14 protein-coding genes are annotated in these 18368 nt (G+C 62.5%); 12 read left to right on the forward strand and 2 right to left on the reverse strand.

The window, feature by feature from the left end; translation table 11 throughout:
* Positions 1-25: 25 nt before the first annotated feature.
* The 3 genes from ftsW (at position 26) to murC (ending at position 3913) form a co-directional block, all read left to right on the forward strand.
* Positions 26-1174: a putative lipid II flippase FtsW gene (gene ftsW, locus B2M20_RS05700; protein WP_079446106.1), complete on the forward strand. Its 1149-nt coding sequence runs from the start codon at positions 26-28 to the stop codon at positions 1172-1174.
* 69 nt (positions 1175-1243) lie between these two features.
* The gene (gene murG, locus B2M20_RS05705) at positions 1244-2356 is read left to right on the forward strand and encodes an undecaprenyldiphospho-muramoylpentapeptide beta-N-acetylglucosaminyltransferase (protein ID WP_079446107.1); all 1113 of its coding nucleotides are present in this window, start codon (positions 1244-1246) and stop codon (positions 2354-2356) included.
* A 153-nt stretch (positions 2357-2509) separates the two neighbouring features.
* A complete protein-coding gene (gene murC / locus B2M20_RS05710; RefSeq protein WP_079446108.1) occupies positions 2510-3913 on the forward strand; it encodes a UDP-N-acetylmuramate--L-alanine ligase in 1404 nt (467 codons plus the stop codon).
* Between the two features lie 59 nt (positions 3914-3972).
* On the opposite strand, the gene B2M20_RS05715 is transcribed toward murC, so the two are convergent.
* Entirely contained in the window at positions 3973-4308 is a 336-nt protein-coding gene (locus B2M20_RS05715) for a GIY-YIG nuclease family protein (RefSeq protein ID WP_079446182.1), read from the reverse strand.
* Between the two features lie 140 nt (positions 4309-4448).
* On the opposite strand from B2M20_RS05715, the gene murB reads away from it, so the two are divergent.
* The 9 genes from murB (at position 4449) to ligA (ending at position 17596) form a co-directional block, all read left to right on the forward strand.
* Positions 4449-5369, forward strand: a complete 921-nt coding sequence (gene murB, locus B2M20_RS05720; RefSeq protein WP_079446109.1) for a UDP-N-acetylmuramate dehydrogenase — start codon at positions 4449-4451, stop codon at positions 5367-5369.
* A 103-nt stretch (positions 5370-5472) separates the two neighbouring features.
* On the forward strand, positions 5473-6462 hold the full coding sequence (locus B2M20_RS05725) for a D-alanine--D-alanine ligase family protein (RefSeq protein WP_079446110.1): 990 nt from the start codon (positions 5473-5475) through the stop codon (positions 6460-6462).
* A 362-nt stretch (positions 6463-6824) separates the two neighbouring features.
* Entirely contained in the window at positions 6825-7829 is a 1005-nt protein-coding gene (locus B2M20_RS05730; RefSeq protein WP_079446111.1) for a cell division protein FtsQ/DivIB, read from the forward strand.
* A complete protein-coding gene (gene ftsA / locus B2M20_RS05735) occupies positions 7826-9148 on the forward strand; it encodes a cell division protein FtsA (RefSeq protein WP_079446112.1) in 1323 nt (440 codons plus the stop codon). The genes B2M20_RS05730 and ftsA overlap by 4 nt, the downstream gene beginning before the upstream one ends.
* A gap of 91 nt (positions 9149-9239) precedes the next feature.
* The gene (gene ftsZ / locus B2M20_RS05740; RefSeq protein WP_079446113.1) at positions 9240-11033 is read left to right on the forward strand and encodes a cell division protein FtsZ; all 1794 of its coding nucleotides are present in this window, start codon (positions 9240-9242) and stop codon (positions 11031-11033) included.
* 337 nt (positions 11034-11370) lie between these two features.
* The gene (gene lpxC / locus B2M20_RS05745; protein ID WP_079446114.1) at positions 11371-12327 is read left to right on the forward strand and encodes a UDP-3-O-acyl-N-acetylglucosamine deacetylase; all 957 of its coding nucleotides are present in this window, start codon (positions 11371-11373) and stop codon (positions 12325-12327) included.
* Between the two features lie 355 nt (positions 12328-12682).
* Positions 12683-13579, forward strand: a complete 897-nt coding sequence (locus B2M20_RS05750; protein WP_079446115.1) for an outer membrane protein assembly factor BamD — start codon at positions 12683-12685, stop codon at positions 13577-13579.
* A 174-nt stretch (positions 13580-13753) separates the two neighbouring features.
* Complete coding sequence (recN, locus tag B2M20_RS05755; RefSeq protein WP_079446116.1) at positions 13754-15439, forward strand: DNA repair protein RecN; 1686 nt, start codon at positions 13754-13756, stop codon at positions 15437-15439.
* A gap of 6 nt (positions 15440-15445) precedes the next feature.
* On the forward strand, positions 15446-17596 hold the full coding sequence (ligA, locus tag B2M20_RS05760; protein ID WP_079446117.1) for an NAD-dependent DNA ligase LigA: 2151 nt from the start codon (positions 15446-15448) through the stop codon (positions 17594-17596).
* Positions 17597-17634: 38 nt separating this feature from the next.
* Here ligA and B2M20_RS05765 read toward each other — a convergent pair whose 3' ends face one another.
* On the reverse strand, positions 17635-18339 hold the full coding sequence (locus tag B2M20_RS05765) for a fumarylacetoacetate hydrolase family protein (protein ID WP_079446118.1): 705 nt from the start codon (positions 18337-18339) through the stop codon (positions 17635-17637).
* Between the last annotated feature and the right edge of the window lie 29 nt (positions 18340-18368).

Genomic DNA, 18368 nt, shown 5'->3' on the forward strand with positions numbered 1-18368 from the left:
GTTATCTCCGCCCGCAGGACCCGCCATGATTTCACGCGAACAACGCACACCGCTCTCGGAATGGTGGTGGACCGTGGATCGGTTGCTGCTGGCGGGTATGGTGCTTCTGATGCTCACCGGTGTGGTGCTGTCGCTGGCGGCGAGCCCGTCGGTGGCGACCCGGATCGGCCTTGATCCATTTCACTTCTTTCATCGTCATGTGCTGTTTCTGCTGCCGTCGATCGTCGTGATGGTCGGCGTGTCGTTTCTGTCTCCGCGTCAGATCCGCCGCTCGGCGCTGATCGTGTTCGCGCTTAGCGTGGTGTTGATCGTCGCCACGCTCGGATTCGGTCCGGAGGTCAAGGGCGCGAAACGCTGGATCACGATCCTCGGTGTCAACATCCAGGCTTCGGAATCCGCGAAGCCCGCTTTCGTCGTGCTGGCGGCCTGGCTGTTTTCGGAATCCGCGCGCAAGCCCGAGATGCCGGCGACTTCGATGGCGCTGACACTGCTGCTGGGACTCGTCACACTGCTGGTGATGGAGCCGGACTTCGGCCAGACCATGCTGATCCTGATGGTATGGGGCGCGCTGTTCTTCATCGCAGGCATGCGCATCGTCTGGGTATTCGGTCTCGCAGGCGCGGCGATCGCCGGCTTGTTCGCCGCCTACATGATGGTGCCGCACGTCGCGCTCCGCATCCGGCGCTTCATGGATCCGGCCTCCGGCGATACCTTCCAGGTCGACACAGCGATGGACGCTTTCGCCAACGGTGGATGGTTCGGGCTCGGCCCCGGCGAGGGTATCGCCAAGCGGAGTCTTCCGGACAGTCACACCGATTTCGTGTTCGCGGTCGGCGCCGAGGAATTCGGCATCATCATGTGCCTCGGACTGCTGGCGCTGTTCACCTTCATCGTCATGCGCACACTGTCGCGCGCTTATGCATCGGAGGATCTGTTCTCGCGTTTTGCCGCGTCCGGGCTCGCGATCATGTTCGGCGTGCAGGCCGCCATCAATATGGCGGTCAACCTGCATCTGATTCCGGCCAAAGGCATGACGCTGCCGTTCATTTCCTATGGCGGCTCGTCGATGATCTCGCTCGCCTACGGCGTCGGCTTGATGCTGGCGCTGACACGCGAACGGCCGCGCACGGAAATGGAATCAATAAACGCCACTGCCGCCGCGAGTTATGCGTGACCTGGTCCTGCTGAAGCAACTTCGTCATTGCTTCGCTACGCTCGCAATGACGTTCGGAACGCAAATCTCATGACCACCACGCCTCTCATCCTGCTCGCCGCTGGCGGAACCGGGGGACACCTGTTTCCCGCCGAGGCGCTAGGCGTCGAGCTGATGAAGCGCGGCTTGCGCGTGCGGCTGGTGACGGATGCGCGTGCGCTGCGTTATAGTGGGCTGTTCTCGAAAGACATGACCGACGTGGTCCCGAGCGAGACGGTGCGCGGCCGCTCGCCGCTGGCGCTGGCGCGCACCGGCCTGATGCTCGCGATCGGGACTGTCGTCGCGCTCAACCTGATGCGTCGCCTGAAACCGGCCGCCGTTATCGGATTTGGCGGCTATCCGACCTTGCCGCCGCTGATCGCGGCGCAACTCAAGGGCATTCCGACGCTGATCCATGATTCCAACGCGGTCATGGGCCGCGCTAACAGCTTTCTGTCCAAGCGCGTCAGCGCCATCGCCACCTCGTTGCCGGGCGTGCTCGACAAGGAGCCGTCGCTGATCGGCAAGACCACGACGACCGGAACGCCGATGCGGCCTGCGATTCTCGCTGCCGCCATGGTGCCGTTCGCCGCACCAGGCTCGAACGATCCTTTGCGCGTTCTTGTGGTTGGCGGTAGCCAGGGTGCGCGCGTCATGAGCGACATCGTGCCGGATACAATTGAGAGACTCGAACCGGCGCTACGGCAGCGATTGATATTGACCCAGCAGGTGCGCGACGAAGATGTGGCGCGGGTGCGCCTGGTCTATGACCGGCTGAAGATCGAAGCGGAGCTTGCGCCGTTCTTTGCCGACCTCCCGGCGCGGCTGGCGTCGAGTCATATCGTCGTATCACGCTCGGGGGCGGGTACGGTGGCTGAACTCGGTGCGATTGGGCGCCCCTCCATTCTTGTACCGCTGCCCGGCGCGATCGATCAGGACCAGTTCGCCAATGCCGGTGTGCTCGCTGATGCCGGGGGCGCGATTCGCATCGTGCAGTCCGACTTCACTCCAGACCGGCTCGCGGCGGAATTGTCCGCGCTCGCGGAGGAACCGTCGCGACTCGCGGCCATGGCGGCGGCGGCGCGCAAGGTAGGCCGCCTCGACGCAGCCGAACGGCTGGCGGATCTGGTGATGAAGGTGGCGCGACTTGATTCGCCGGCGTGACGGCTTGACATTTGCCACTATGGCCGGACTTGTTCCGGCCATCCGCGTTTTGCATGAATCGGTTCGAAAGCAAGACGTGGATACCCGTGATAAAGCCATGTGCCGGCGAGTGCCGGGTTAGCGGGCATCAGGACTTTTGCGAGAAGACGACCCATGAGATTGCCGCGCGAAATCGGCCCTATCCACTTCATCGGCATCGGCGGCATCGGCATGAGCGGCATCGCCGAGGTACTGTGCAACCTTGGCTACACGGTGCAGGGTTCGGACGCTTCCGAAGGCGCTAATGTGGTGCGTCTCCGTGAGAAAGGCGTCAAGGTCACGGTCGGCCATAAGGCCGAGAACGTAAACGGCGCTGACGTGCTGGTCGTTTCGACCGCGATCAAGCGCGACAATCCCGAGCTGATGGCGGCGCGCGCGCAGCGCATTCCGGTCGTGCGCCGCGCCGAGATGCTCGCGGAACTCATGCGGCTGAAAAGCTGCGTCGCCATCGCCGGCACTCACGGCAAGACGACGACGACATCAATGGTTGCGGCGCTGCTCGACGCAGGCGATTTCGATCCCACTGTCATCAACGGCGGGATCATCAACGCCTACGGCACCAACGCGCGGCTGGGGGCCGGCGAGTGGATGGTTGTGGAGGCCGACGAGAGCGACGGTACCTTTTTGAAACTGCCGACCGACGTTGCTGTCGTCACCAACGTCGATCCCGAGCATCTTGATCACTTCAAGACCTTCGATGCCGTCCAGGATGCATTCCGCTCGTTCGTGGAGAACGTGCCGTTCTACGGCTTTGCGGTGATGTGCATCGATCATCCGGTCGTGCAGAGCATGGTCGGCAAGATCGAGGACCGCCGCATCATTACCTACGGCGAAAATCCGCAAGCAGACGCGCGGCTGATCGATCTCGCACCGAACGGCGGCGGCTCGCATTTCAAGGTGGTGTTCCGCAATCGCAAGACCGATGCCGCCCACGAGATTTCCGATCTGGTGCTGCCGATGCCGGGCCGCCACAACGCGCTCAACGCCACAGCGGCAATCGCGGTGGCGCACGAACTCGGCATTCCCGACGCGACAATCCGCAGCGCTATCGCAGGGTTCGGCGGCGTCAAGCGTCGCTTTACCAAGACCGGCGAGTGGAACGGCGTCACCATCATCGACGACTACGGTCATCATCCGGTCGAGATCGCAGCGGTGCTGAAGGCGGCGCGCGAGTCCACCGGCGGCAGGGTCATCGCCGTGGTGCAGCCGCATCGCTATACGCGGTTACAAGCGCTGTTTGAGGAATTCTGCACCTGCTTTAACGACGCCGATACGGTTGTCGTCGCGGACGTCTATCCGGCGGGCGAGGCACCGATCGCGGGCATCGACCGCGATCACTTCGTGCTCGGCCTGCGTGCCCACGGCCACCGCGAGGTGGTACCGCTGCAGGAGTCCGCGGCGCTCGCGGGTGTTATTGCAGGCCTCGCGAAGCAGGATGACTATGTCGTGTGTCTCGGCGCCGGCAACATCACGCAATGGGCTTATGCGCTACCCGGTGAACTCAAGGCGCTGGGATGATGCAACAGGCGCGAAGTTTATGTTCGTCATGGCCGGGCTTGTCCCGGCCATCCACGTCTTTATTTGATGATCGTCGGATAGAGATCGTTCCATTCGGGATTCGCGGCGACAATTGTCCGGACCTTCCAGGCGCGCGCCCAGTGCTTGATGTTGCGTTCTCGCTGAATGGCGCTGGGGATATCGTCGAAGATTTCGAAATAAACAAGACGCTTCAGACCGTGCCGCTTCGTGAATCCAGCGACGAATCCGGAACGGTGTTCGAAGATGCGCCGCACGAGGTCATTCGTCACGCCGACGTAAAGAACGCCGTTCGGCCGGTTAGTCAGGAAATAAACATATCCGCCTGCCATGTGGGAATTCTGCAAGACGTGGATGGCCGGGACAAGCCCGGCCATGACGAACATGTAGATTTTCTTCTGAGTGGTTTCTGCGGGATACTAGTATCCAATAAAGAATTCTGCATCTCAACGCGTCATGGCCGGGCTTGTCCCGGCCATCCACGTCTTTTGAGTCATAGCGTCGGGCGGTGGTTTCAATGACCTTCCCCGACATCACGACAAAGCTGAAATCGCAAATGCCGGAGTTGCGCGGGCGGCTGCTGGCGAATGAGTCGCTGGCGCCGCTGACATGGTTTCGCGTCGGTGGCCCGGCGCAGGTGCTGTTTACGCCCGCGGACGAAAACGATCTCGCCTATTTCCTGCTCCATCTGCCGCAAGAGATCCCGGTCTATTGCATCGGCGTCGGCTCCAACGTTGTGGTGCGCGACCGCGGCCTGCCGGGCGTGGTGATCCGCCTGTCTCCGCGCGGATTCGGCGACGTTACGACCGATGGCGACATCGTGCGCGCCGGCGCGGCCGCGCTCGACAAGCGCGTCGCGGAAGCTGCGGCTGCAGCGAACATTAGCGGGCTTGAATTCTATTTCGGCATTCCCGGCACCATCGGCGGCGCGCTGCGCATGAACGCGGGCGCCAACGGCAGCGAGACCAAAGATGTTCTCTTCGAAGCTCGCGCAGTCAGCCGCCGTGGCGAAAAGATGGTCTTCGATAATTCCGGCATGGCGTTCGAATATCGCAGCAGCAGAGTCGATCCCTTCGTCATCTTCACCGGCGCGATATTTCGTGGCCGTCTCGCCGATCCGGAAACGATCCGTGCGCGCATGAACGGCGTGCAGGCTCACCGCGAGACGGTGCAGCCAATCCGCGAAAAGACCGGTGGTTCGACGTTCAAGAATCCGCCGGGCCAGAGTGCCTGGAAATTGATCGATGCCGCCGGGATGCGCGGCCATCGTGTCGGCGGCGCGCAGGTATCGGAAATGCACTGCAATTTTCTCATCAACACTGGAGAGGCCACGGCGCGTGACATCGAAACCTTGGGCGAATCCGTCCGCGAACGGGTAAAACAGCATTCCGGTATCGAACTGCAGTGGGAAATCAAGCGGATCGGGGTTGGAGCATGACCCCCGACAAAGGAAGCCTGGCTTTCGGATAAGATCATGCTCGATCATAAAGATAAGGCGAGCGGCTGATTCAACGCAGTTGATCAGACTCTCGAGAAGGTCGATGCGCATCACCATTTTGTTCGGCGGCAGCAACAAAGAGCGTCTCGTTTCGGTCGCGAGCGCGCAGGCGCTGCATCACGCTTTGCCGGAGGCCGATCTTTGGTTCTGGAACCATCGCGACGAAGTCATCGACGTGCGACCCGACGCGCTGAGAAATCATGCGCGGCCGTTCGAGGACGAGTTCGTCCCTGCCGACGCAGGCACGCCGCTTGAACGGGCGCTGGATAGGGCGAAGGCCGAGGGCCGCCTTCTGGTGCTCGGCCTTCACGGAGGTCGCGCCGAAAATGGCGAACTGCAGGCGATGTGCGAACTCCGCCGCATTCCGTTTACGGGGTCAGGCTCGGCCGCCTCTCATCTTGCGTTCGACAAGGTTGCGGCCAAGCGGTTCGTGGCCCTGGCCGGTGTTAATACGCCGGCGCATGTCTTGCTTGAGAACATCGACCGTGCGTTCGTCGAACACGGCCGGCTGGTTGCTAAACCCGCATGTGACGGATCGAGCTATGGCCTGATCTTCATCAATGCGCCGCAGGACCTCGTCACCGTTCGCGACGCAGCGAAGACAGAAGACTATGTGATCGAACCGTTCGTGTCCGGCATTGAGGCGACTTGCGGCGTGCTGGAGCATTCCGACGGTTCGGTCGTCGCGCTTCCACCGGTCGAGATCGTGCCGGCCGAGGGCGCGTTCGACTATGCCGCGAAATATCTGGCGAAGACGACGCAAGAGATCTGTCCGGGGCGTTTTTCGCCGGAGATAGCCACGCAGATTATGGATCATTCGCTGCGGGCGCATCTGGCGTTGTCCTGTCGCGGCTATTCCCGCACCGACTTCATCGTGACAGACAAGGGGCCGGTCTATCTTGAGACCAATACCCTGCCGGGCATGACCGCGGCGTCGCTTTATCCGAAGGCGCTTCATGCACACGGGGTCGGGTTTGCGGATTTCCTCAGGGATCAAATCGTGCTTGCCGAAAAGACAGTACGTCCGATTTGAGGAGCCTGACGCAGCGCGCTGAGGGAACCGCGAAGGGTGCACGGCAATCCGACGGGCTGATCCCGAAAAGCCGCAAGGCATTCTTTTATCGCGTCAAAATGCGGCCTGTCCGCACCGCATTTACCTTTTGTTTACCAGGACGTCCCAAGGTTAACACTGGCGGCGCATGTGGCGTTTTGGCTGCCGGGGCGCGAGCTGGCGGAATTTTCCGCTTCCGACCGCATCGAGGGAATAGCGGACCTGCCGGAGGTCGGCACCCCGCCCGGTATCGCTAAAACGTTGGGCGCGCTCCCAAATTCGTGTTTCTGCGTTCAGCACCGCGGTTCAAGCGGGGCGGGGCGAAACGGTGACGAGCTCGCGCAATGAATGGTGGAGGACACCTCGATCGGTCGTTGAGATTGCCGAGGTTCAAGTCTGGCCTCTTGAAGGAGGTCGGCCTGCTCGGGTTGGCCGCCAGCGGTGCCGCCATCTTGCTGCGCGAACAGATCGACAAGCTGAAGCGCGCACGGGCGGAACGTCTGGATGCGCGTGCCAGGAATCCCAACCGCGCGATTGCCTTTATCGAGCGCCACGTTCCGCGCCGGCTTGGCGCGGTCATGACCGTTGTCGTCGTCGGTGGCAGCGCTGCGTTCGGCGTGGTCGCGGGCGGCCATGTCGATGAAGCGATCGCGGCCTTGGACGACACGCGCAATGCACTCGCCAACGCTGCGGGCTTCGGGATCACATCCGTTACCGTTAATGGCCGCACGCAATTGACGCAGGATGAGGTGTTGGCCGCAGGCGGCGTCAACGGCCGTTCATCCCTCCTGTTCCTCGATGCCGCCAGCGTGCGTGACAGCCTAAAGGCTAATCCGTGGATCGCGGATGCGACCGTATTGAAGCTTTATCCGGGCGCGCTTCAGATCGACATCACCGAGCGTCTTCCCTTTGCGCTTTGGCAGGAGAACGGCAAGCTCGCGGTGATCGCCGCCGACGGAATGGTGCTTACGCCATACGTCGCGCAGCGCTTCGCGTCGTTGCCACTCGTGGTCGGCAAGGGGGCGGAAACCCGCGCCAAGGATTTTCTTGCGCTGGTTGCGAACTATCCGGTTGTGAATAGCCAACTCAAGGCCGCGATCTTCGTCGGCGAGCGGCGCTGGAATCTGCGTCTCAAGGACGGACTCGACATCCGGCTTCCGGAGAATGACGTCGGTCTCGCGCTCGCTTCGCTCGTAAAATATGACAGAGAAAACAAGTTGCTGTCGCGCGACATCACCGCAATCGACCTGCGGCTGCCCGATCGCCTGACCGTGCGGCTTTCGGAAGAGGCCGCGAAGGCGCGCGAAGAACAGACCAAGAAGTCCAGCAAAAAGGCCGGCAGCGCATGACGGTCCTCGATCGCGACCAGGCCCCGAAAACCCGGCCGATGCAGCGTAATCGCAGCGCGCTGGTGGCGTCGCTGGACATCGGCACCAGCAAGATCGCCTGCATGATCGCAAGGCTGCGGCCGAGCGCACCGAACGATGCGTTGCGCGGACGAACCCACGCAGTGGAGCTGATCGGCTACAGCCAGATTCAGTCGCGCGGCATGAAGGCCGGCGCGGTGACCGATCTCGCCCAATGCGAGCAGGCGGTTCGCCAAGCCGTTTCACTGGCCGAGCAAATGGCAAAGGTCCGGGTCGAATCCGTGTTGCTGTCGGTCTCGGCCGGACGGCTGCAAGGACAGTTGATTGAAGCGGCCTCCCACATTCAGGGTGGCGCGGTTACGCCGTCCGATGTCAGCCGGGTGACTTCGACCGGAATGCATCACGCCACGGCCCCGGGACGCACTGTGCTTCATGCGCTGCCGGTCGGCTATTCGCTCGACGGCGTAAAGGGTATCCGCGATCCTCGCGGCATGGTGGCACGCCGATTTGGCGTCGATATGAACGTCGTGACCTCGGAGGCGACCGTCGCGAAAAACCTGATGCTGGCGGTGGAGCGCTGCCATCTTACCGTCGAAGCCATGGCTGCCAGCCCTTATGTTGCTGGCTTGTCGGTATTGACCGACGACGAGGTCGATCTCGGCGCCGCGGTCGTGGAGATGGGCGCGGGAACCACCACGATCGCGATCTATTCGGCTGGGCGCTTTATTCATGCCAGCGGTTTTGCCATCGGCGGACATCACGTCACGATGGATCTCGCGCGCGGATTGGGTGCGTGCATTGCGGATGCCGAGCGAATCAAGACGTTATATGGCACGGTGCTAACGGGCGGCTCGGATGTCCGCGAACTGATGACGGTTCCGGCAGCCGGAGACAGTGACAGTGATGCGCCGCAGGTCGTGTCGCGTGCGACCATCGCCAACATCGTTCGTCAGCGTGTTGAGGAGATTTTTGAGATGGTCAGGGACCGGCTCGCGGATTCCCCATTTGCCGCCGAGCCGCGTGCGCGGGTTGTGTTGAGCGGCGGTGCGTCTCAGCTTACTGGCATTCCCGAACTCGCCCGACGCGTCCTCGGTCGCCCGGTTCGCATCGGCCGTCCGCTCGGCTTCGGCCGCCTGCCCAATGAGGCCAAAGGCGCTTCGTTCGCCGTTCCGACCGGGCTGCTGGTGTATCCGCAATACGCGCATCTGGAACATGTTGAACCGCGGCGCACGCGGCAGGTCCGGACAGGGACAGACGGCTATTTCGGAAAGGTCGGACGATGGCTCCGGGAGGGCTTCTGATGAATTTTCCGCCAATTTGCAGATTTCCATCAATTCCCGCGGTCGACGACCGCCGGCATAGCGACACCGCGCGTGTAATCGAGAGGCAACCATGACCATCAATCTCAACGTTCCCGACATTCACGAGCTGAAGCCGCGGATCACTGTATTCGGCGTCGGCGGCGCTGGCGGCAACGCGGTCAACAACATGATCACGGCCGGACTGGTCGGGGTCGATTTCGTGGTTGCCAACACCGATGCGCAGGCGCTGACCATGTCCAAGGCGCAGCGCATTATCCAGATGGGCACGCAGGTCACCCAGGGTCTCGGCGCGGGTTCGCAGCCCGATGTCGGCGCTGCTGCGGCGCAGGAAGTCATCGACGAAATTCGCGATCACCTCTCAGGGGCGAACATGGTGTTCGTCACCGCCGGAATGGGCGGCGGCACGGGGACCGGTGCTGCGCCGGTTATCGCCAAGGCCGCGCGCGAAATGGGGATCCTGACCGTCGGCGTCGTCACCAAGCCGTTCCACTTCGAGGGCCAGCGCCGGATGCGCACTGCCGACTCGGGGATCGGCGAACTCCACAAGGTGGTCGATACGCTGCTGATCATTCCCAATCAAAACCTGTTCCGCGTGGCTAATGAGAAGACTACCTTCGCCGACGCCTTCGCGATGGCCGATCAGGTGCTTTACTCGGGCGTGGCCTGCATCACGGACCTGATGGTGAAGGAAGGTCTGATCAATCTCGACTTCGCCGACGTCCGCGCCGTGATGCGCGAGATGGGCAAGGCGATGATGGGCACCGGGGAGGCTTCCGGCGAGAAGCGCGCGCTCACTGCCGCCGAAGCGGCGATCGCCAATCCGCTGATCGACGACAGTTCGATGAAGGGCGCCAAAGGGCTCCTGATTTCGATCACCGGCGGCAAAGATCTCACCCTGTTCGAGGTCGACGAAGCCGCCACGCGGATTCGTGAGGAGGTCGATCAGGACGCCAACATCATCGTCGGCGCCACCTTCGATGAGAGTCTCGACGGCATCATCAGGGTATCCGTGGTCGCGACCGGCATCGACCAGGGCACGATCGCGCGCGCTGCGGCCACTCCCGCCGCGAAGACGGTATCCGCTGCGCCCGACCCCCGCGCGGCCGAACTGACTGCAAAGCTCCGTGAGGACAACAAGCGTGCTTCCGCTAATCTCGCCCAGAAGCCCATCGAGCCCCGGCCTGCTGCGCAGCCGGTGCAGCCAGCTCAGGCCCCGACCGCTCAACCCGCCGCTAATGTAGAGCGTGCAGCGTTGGAGGCGATTGCCGCGGCGGTTGCCGAGCCAACGCCGCCACCGCCTGCTCCGGCTCCCGTGCAGCCGGCCTCGTACGGCGACGTTACTGTTCGGCCGATTGCGCAGAAGCCGACGCTGTTCCCAGATCACGATCCTGCGCCGCGCGAGCAGCACGAGCCGCCGCCGCCGGAAAACTTCATCCCGCAGCCGGCCGAACGTGCCCCGGTCCGCGTTCCTCGGATGCCGAGGATGGAAGAACTACCGATGCCGGCTCAGAATGAAATCCGACAGGCCCGGGGCGAGGTCGACGGAGAGCATCCGCAGAAGAATCGGCTGTCACTTCTGCAACGTCTGGCCAATGTTGGCCTCGGCCGGCGCGATCAGGACGCCGAGCCTCCTCTCGCGGGTCGCGAGGCCGGGCCAGCCATGGCTCAGATGCCGCCATTGCCGGAGCGCCGGCCGCAGCGCAGCGTTGCCGAGCAGATGGGTAACGAGCCGGTATCAGAGTACGCGCGCCGTCCGTCGCCTCAAGGACTGGATTCTCACGGCCGTCCGGTTCCCGTTACGCCCGCCCCGCAAGGCGATGATCACCTGGATATCCCCGCTTTTCTTCGCCGCCAGGCCCATTGAAGTCTGTAACAATTGAAAATTGGAAGGGCTCCGACCTTTTAGGGTCGGGGCCCTTTCTCTCTTGATACGGTATCTAGCATTTCCACGTATTTTACTGAAATTAATAGAAAATTAGGGTCTTCGGATTTTCGTAGAAGGTCACGCTCCGACGGAAAATTTGGTTAAGGGGCGGCGTGATTGCGGCGGAGATGGGGTAACAATCGGTAAAGAAGCGTGAGTTGGCGTGCTTTGTGGCAACCGGTATGTTCTAGGCGTGACTTTGGGGATCACGAATCGATTCGTCGCCTTTGCAGGCGGAGACATCGGCTTTCGGGATTAGTCACTTGGGCAAGACTTTATGAGATTCAACCGCCAGACGACGCTTCGTTCGCGAGCCACCGTGACGGGTGTCGGCGTTCATTCCGGATTACCAGTCAATTTGACCCTTGGGCCTGCCTCGATCGATGCGGGTTTTATTTTTGTCCGTATCGGTCCCGATGGAACCGAACGTCGGGTACGAGCTGCGGTAAAGTCCGTCACCGCGACCCAGTTTGCCACTGTCCTGGGCGACCAGCAAGGCTCGCTTGTATCCACCGCCGAACACGTTCTTGCTGCGTTGCGAGGCCTTGGGGTCGACAATGCAACCATTGAACTCGACGGGCCTGAAGTACCGATTATGGATGGCAGTTCGGCGGCGTTCGTCGCCGCGATCGATCAGGCTGGTATTGTCGAGCAGTCGGCAGCGCGCCGCTTCATCCAGGTTCTGAAAACGGTCCGGGTGAAGAAGGGCGAGGCGTTCGGCGAACTGCGACCGCACAGGCGCGGTTTTCGCATCGACATCGAGATCGATTTCGCCAATCCGGTGATCGGTCATCAGGACTATTCCATCGATCTCAATCCCGAAAGTTTTCGTCGCGAAATTAGCCGGGCTCGAACCTTCGGTTGCATGAACGATGTCGAAAGACTCCGGAGCGCGGGTTTTGCGTTGGGCGCGTCATTTGAAAACTCCATGGTGTTCGATGATGAGCGCCTGTTGAATACCGGCGGTCTGCGCTACGCGGACGAGTGTGTGCGACACAAGGCTCTCGATGCGATCGGCGATCTGGCTCTCGCAGGGTTTCCGCTGATCGGCGGCTATCGTTCGGTGCGTGGCGGGCACAAGCTCAACCACGCGGTGCTCACGGCTCTTATGGCCGATCGGACTGCCTGGCGGGTGGTTGAGGATCAGCCGGCCCCGCGTCCGCGCAGTCAGGGCGAAGTGGTCGGCGGAATGGTGGGCGGTATGGTTGCGGCCTATGGTCCCAACGTGTCCTGAGTTCTGCCCGGCCTCGCACGCTTTCATCCATTCTGCTCCATACGCGCGCCCTGATCCTGGCACGGCTCCGCAGTCTCACGCGAAATGCTTGGGCGATAGTATGGACAGGCGAGATCCGAATGAATCGGACCAAAGCCTTACTTTCGATCGAACATGATCTTATCCGAAAAGTGATTTCCGCTCGGCACCGCGCCCGGTGTTCCCGCCTTAATCCCGGCGAAATACCTGCTTACCCCGTTGGTGGACGGATTCTTTTCGGCTAAACGGGTCGCGGTAAAAGCAGCGCATCCTGTTTGCCTCGTGCTTGGATCGCCGTATCACGGACGTCGGATTTTCATCAATGTTGGCTAAGCGTATGGCGCTCGGACTGAGCGAGTTCATGGATCGCGCCGCTCTTGATCGGCTTGGCGGGAAACTCCGGCTCGCCGCCAGTCTTGCACTTGTTGCCGTTACCGTGGCCGGCTGCGGGACCGGACCGCTCTTGGACAAGCTCACGGCAAAGGACGAACAGACCTTCAGCGATGATCCGGCGGACAAGCTCTACAATGAGGGCTTGTTCCTGATGAACAAGGAGCGTGACCTCAAGGCGGCCACGAAGAAATTCGACGAGGTCGACCGTGAACACCCCTATTCGGAATGGGCGCGGAAGTCGTTGTTGATGTCGGCCTATGCATCTTATCAGGCGGGCGATTACGATACGTGCATCGGCTCCGCATCGCGCTACGTGACGCTCCATCCGGGCACCCCGGACGCCGCCTATGCGCAATATTTGATCGCCGTCTCGAACTACGACCAGATCCCCGATGTCTCGCGCGACCAGGCTCGCACCGAAAAAGCCATGCACTCCATGGAAGAGGTGATCCGTAAATATCCGACGTCCGAATATGCCGGCGAAGCCAAGAAGAAACTTCAGGCCGCGCGCGATCAACTCGCCGGCAAGGAAATGGCGATCGGCCGCTATTATATGGAGCGACGTGATTATACGGGCGCCATCAACCGCTATAAGGCCGTGGTGACGCGCTACCAGACCACGCGGCATGTCGAGGAAGCGCTGGCGCGGCTGACCGAAGCCTACATGGCGATTGGAATCGTTGCCGAGGCGCAGACCGCCGCGGCTGTGCTCGGCCACAACTTTCCGGACAGTCGCTGGTACAAGGACGCCTACAATCTCGTGACGTCAGGGGGAAGCCAGCCCAGCGAGAATAAGGGCTCGTGGATCAGCAAGGCGTTCAGGAAAGTGGGGCTTGGCTAGACATTCCCACGCCGTTTCAGCGAATGCTGTTGCGAATGCGGAATCGAAGGGCGCCCCTTGGGCTGCCAATGCTGTGGTCAATCCGCGGCTCTGGTTTCGCGATCCGAACTTCGCTAGTCTCCGTGCCACGCTTCTCTGCACCTCTCAACGACTTTCGGCAGGAACCGGCCTCCTATGCTTGCGCGCCTTTCGATCCGCGACATCGTCCTGATCGAGCGGCTCGACATCGAGTTCGCCTCCGGTCTTGCGGTGCTGACCGGCGAGACCGGCGCGGGAAAATCCATTCTGCTTGATGCCTTTGCGCTGGCGCTCGGCGGTCGCGGCGATGCCGGGCTGGTCCGTCACGGCGCGGAGCAGGGGCAGGTCACGGCCACCTTCGATGTTCCCAAGAACCATCCGGCCTGCGTCATCCTGACCACCAATGGCATCGACGGCTCTATTTCTGAAGATTCGGGCGAGATGATTCTTCGACGGGTTCAACTCGCCGACGGTCGCACCCGAGCCTTCATCAATGATCAAGCGATCAGCGTGCAGACCTTGAAGGCGGTAGGCGCGACGCTGGTGGAAATTCATGGCCAGCATGACGAGCGGGCGCTGGTCGATGCATCGACCCACCGTCGGCTGCTCGATGCCTCTGCGGGGCTGGACACCGAAGTCGCCGCGCTGGAGGTGTTGTGGGAAGCTCGCCGCCGCGCCCGCGCGGCGCTTGACGATCATCGCGCCGGCGTGGAGCGCGCCGCGCGAGAGGCCGAGTTTCTGCGTCATGCCTCCGACGAGTTAACGCAACTCGCACCGCAGGACGGCGAGGAAACCGCGCTTGCCGAACGCCGTGCCACGATGATGGCGGGCGAAAAGATCGCGACCGACCTGCGCGAGGCGCAGGACGTCGTCAGCGGTCATGGCTCACCGGTGAGCGTGCTGGCGGCTGCGGTGCGGCGGCTGGAACGGCGAGCTGCGAATTCGCCGCAACTGGTCGAGCCGGCGGTCAGGGCCATCGATGCCGCCATCAACGCGCTGGAGGAGGCGGACCAGCATCTCGCGGCGGCGCTCATTGCCGCCGATTTCGATCCGGCCGAGCTGGAGCGCATCGAGGAACGGCTGTTCGCGCTGCGCGCGGCGTCGCGCAAATATGCGACGCCGGTCGACGGCCTGGCTGCGCTTGCCAAGAAATACGCTGCGGAGGTCGCGCTGATCGACGCCGGCGCGGATCGATTGACCGTTCTGGAAAAAGAGGCGGCCGCCGCCGACAAACGTTATTCAGCGGCAGCGGCGAAACTTTCGGCCGCGCGCACGAAGGCTGCTGACAAACTCGACAAGACAGTCAACGTCGAGCTTGCGCCGCTGAAACTCGAACGCGCCAGATTTTCCACGCAGATCGAGTCCGACCCGTCGGCACCGGGACCGCAAGGCTTCGACCGCGTCGAGTTCTGGGTGCAGACCAATCCCGGCACGCGACCGGGGCCGCTGATGAAGGTCGCCTCGGGAGGCGAGCTGTCGCGCTTCCTGCTGGCGCTCAAGGTGGTGCTCTCCGACAAGGGCTCGGCACCAACGCTGGTGTTCGACGAGATCGACACCGGGGTCGGCGGTGCGGTGGCCGACGCAATCGGCGCGCGTCTGGCGCGGCTCGCTGGCAAGGTGCAGGTGATGGCGGTGACGCACGCGCCGCAGGTCGCGGTGCGGGCCGATCAGCATCTGCTCATTTCAAAGGATGCGCTGGATCGCGGCAAGCGCGTCGCCACGCGTGTTGCGACGCTGGCTGAGGATCACCGCCGCGAGGAGATCGCGCGGATGCTCGCCGGTGCGGAGATCACCGCGGAGGCTCGCGCCGCCGCGGACCGGCTGCTGAAAGCGGCGGGGTAAGTCGCTGTGGCGGCGAAGCCCAAAACGCCTCCGCCCGTCGATCTCCTCACCAGGTCGCAGGCTCGGGTTGAGCACAAGCGGCTTTCGCTTGAGATCGAGACGCATAACGAACGTTATTACCAAAAAGACGCGCCGACGATTTCAGACTCCGCCTACGATGCGCTGCGGCAGCGGCTCGAAGCGATCGAGGCCCGCTTTCCGGACTTCGTCACTGCAAGGTCGCCCACGCAGACCGTCGGAGCCGCCCCCGCGCGCGGCTTCGCGAAAGTGCAGCACGCGGTGCCGATGCTGTCGCTCGGCAATGCCTTTAGCGACGAGGAGGTCGCCGAATTCGTCGAACGCATCCGGCGTTTTCTGAAGCTTGCCCCGGACGAATTCCCCGCCATTGTCGCCGAGCCGAAGATCGATGGCCTGTCGCTATCATTGCGCTACGAGCGCGGCGAACTGGTGCGCACGGCGACGCGCGGCGACGGCTTCACCGGCGAGGATGTCACCGCCAATGTCCGTACTATCAAGGACGTGCCGCAGACGCTCACAGGCCGCAACATTCCCGCCGCCTGCGAGTTGCGCGGCGAGGTCTACATGCTGAAGCAGGATTTTCTTGCGCTGAATAAAAAGCAGCAAGAAGCTGGCGATACCGTGTTCGCCAATCCTCGCAATTCGGCCGCCGGTTCGTTGCGGCAGAAGGATGTCGCGGTCACCGCGTCGCGACCGCTGAAATTCTTCGCCTATGCATGGGGGGAAATGACGGATCGGCCCGCCGACACCCAACACGGCATGCTGGAGTGGCTCAGGGGCATCGGATTCGTCGTCAATCCGCTGATCGAGTTGTGTCATAGCGTCGAGGAGGTGCTGGCGTTTTATCGCCGCATCGGCGAGCAGCGCGTCACGCTCGGCTACGACATCGATGGCGTGGTCTATAAGGTCAACCGGCTCGACTGGCAGGAACGGCTCGGCTTCGTATCGCGAAGCCCACGTTGGGCGATCGCGCACAAGTTCGCTGCCGAGCAGGCGATCACGATCCTCAAGGGCATCGACATTCAGGTCGGCCGCACCGGTGCATTGACGCCGGTGGCGCGGCTTGAGCCCGTCACCGTTGGCGGCGTTGTGGTGCAAAACGCGACGCTGCACAACGAAGACTACATTAGAGGCATTGGAAATGACGGCCAGCCGATCCGCGATGGTGTTGATCTTCGCGTCGGCGACACCGTGGTGGTGCAGCGCGCTGGTGACGTGATTCCGCAGGTGGTCAGTGTTGTCATCGACAAGCGGCCAACGAGCGCCAAGCGGTATGCGTTTCCGCACAAGTGTCCGATCTGCGGCAGTCACGCCGTGCGCGAGGAGGGCGAGGCGGTGCGCCGCTGCACCGGAGCACTGATCTGCCCGGCGCAGGCGGTGGAGCGGCTCAAGCATTTCGTCTCGCGTCTTGCCTTCGACATCGACGGTCTCGGCGAAAAGCAGATTCAGGAATTCTATGACGATGGCCTCATCATGCATCCGGTCGATATCTTCACGTTGCAGAAGCGCGACGCGCGCGCGACAAAGAAGCTGCGTGATCGCGAAGGTTATGGTGAGGTCTCGGTGCGCAACCTGTTCGCTGCGATCTCCGCTCGCCGCAAGATCGAACTGAACCGGTTGATCTTCGCGCTCGGCATCCGCCATGTCGGCGAGGGCAACGCCAAGCTGCTGGCGCGGCATTACGGTAGCATCGAGAATTTTCGCAGCACCATGGCGGAGGCCGCTGCGGCGCAGACAGAAGCGGGCAATGATTCCGAAGCCTATGCCGACCTCAACAACATCGGAGGCATCGGCGATATCGTCGCCGACGCAGTGGTCGAGTTCTTCGCTGAGACGCGCAACGTCAAGGCGCTGAACGATCTGCTCGCTGAGATCGAAGTGCTGCCGGTCGCGCAGGCCCGCAGCGACTCGGCCGTGGCCGGCAAGACCGTTGTGTTCACGGGTTCGCTGGAAAAATTCACGCGCGACGAGGCTAAGGCATCGGCTGAGCGGATGGGCGCGAAAACGTCCAGCTCGGTGTCGAAAAAGACCGATCTTGTCGTCGCTGGTCCCGGAGCTGGCTCAAAACTCAAGGACGCCGAGAAGTTCGGCGTGAAGGTGATTTCGGAAGACGAGTGGCTGCAACTGATCGAGGGGTAAGCGGTTTCCTGAGTGGTGCGTCGAGGACGTGATGGCGCTCAAGCTGCTGGCTGGCCGATCGTCACTGTCAGCGTACCGACGCCGTCGCAGCCGCATTCGACGTGGTCGCCCGGCTGAAGGGGGGAGACGCCGGCTGGCGTGCCGGTCATGATGATGTCGCCGGCGTCAAGCGCGACCTGTTGCGAGAGCTGCGCGATGATCTCCGGCACATTCCAGATCATCTGCGCGAGATCGCCGGATTGGGTTTCCTTGCCATTGACCGTGAGCCAGATGTGGCCCTTCGACGGATGCCCGATCCTGGCGGCGGGTTGCAGAGCGCTGCAGGGCGCAGCGTGATCGAACGATTTTGCGATCTCCCAGGGCTGCTTCTTTTCGCGCACAGCGTTTTGCAGGTCGCGCCGGGTGAGGTCGATGCCGACGGCGTAGCCGTAGACGTGATCGAGCGCGGTGTCGGCGGGAATGCGCAAGCCGCCGCTCTTCATCGCGACGATCAGTTCGACTTCGTGATGCAGATTCTGGGTGAGGGGCGGATAGGGGATAACCGCGCCGTTGGCGTCGATCATGTCGGCGTGTTTGGCGAAGAAGAACGGCGGCGCGCGCTCGTCGTGGCCCAATTCGCGGATATGGTCGAGATAGTTGCGCCCGACGCACCAGACGCGGCGGACCGGAAAAAATCTGTCGTCGCCTGCGACCGCGATGACGGGTTGGGGCGGCTGTGGAATCACGAACGACGATACGCTCATGCGAACTCTCCGCTCTGCCTGCGCTGGCG

Origin of the sequence: Nitrobacter vulgaris, from assembly GCF_002028545.1 — a bacterium.
GTDB lineage: Bacteria > Pseudomonadota > Alphaproteobacteria > Rhizobiales > Xanthobacteraceae > Nitrobacter > Nitrobacter vulgaris.

Bases quoted from the DNA above. Each gene is read 5' to 3' on its own strand.
- B2M20_RS05715 (WP_079446182.1), bottom strand. From the start codon at position 4,308: ATGGCCGGGCTTGTCCCGGCCATCCACGTCTTGCAGAATTCCCACATG.
- murC (WP_079446108.1), top strand. From the start codon at position 2,510: ATGAGATTGCCGCGCGAAATCGGCCCTATCCACTTCATCGGCATCGGC.
- recN (WP_079446116.1), top strand. From the start codon at position 13,754: ATGCTTGCGCGCCTTTCGATCCGCGACATCGTCCTGATCGAGCGGCTC.
- ftsA (WP_079446112.1), top strand. From the start codon at position 7,826: ATGACGGTCCTCGATCGCGACCAGGCCCCGAAAACCCGGCCGATGCAG.
- ftsZ (WP_079446113.1), top strand. From the start codon at position 9,240: ATGACCATCAATCTCAACGTTCCCGACATTCACGAGCTGAAGCCGCGG.
- B2M20_RS05765 (WP_079446118.1), bottom strand. From the start codon at position 18,339: ATGAGCGTATCGTCGTTCGTGATTCCACAGCCGCCCCAACCCGTCATC.
- B2M20_RS05750 (WP_079446115.1), top strand. From the start codon at position 12,683: ATGGCGCTCGGACTGAGCGAGTTCATGGATCGCGCCGCTCTTGATCGG.
- ftsW (WP_079446106.1), top strand. From the start codon at position 26: ATGATTTCACGCGAACAACGCACACCGCTCTCGGAATGGTGGTGGACC.
- murG (WP_079446107.1), top strand. From the start codon at position 1,244: ATGACCACCACGCCTCTCATCCTGCTCGCCGCTGGCGGAACCGGGGGA.
- B2M20_RS05725 (WP_079446110.1), top strand. From the start codon at position 5,473: ATGCGCATCACCATTTTGTTCGGCGGCAGCAACAAAGAGCGTCTCGTT.
- lpxC (WP_079446114.1), top strand. From the start codon at position 11,371: ATGAGATTCAACCGCCAGACGACGCTTCGTTCGCGAGCCACCGTGACG.
- murB (WP_079446109.1), top strand. From the start codon at position 4,449: ATGACCTTCCCCGACATCACGACAAAGCTGAAATCGCAAATGCCGGAG.
- B2M20_RS05730 (WP_079446111.1), top strand. From the start codon at position 6,825: ATGAATGGTGGAGGACACCTCGATCGGTCGTTGAGATTGCCGAGGTTC.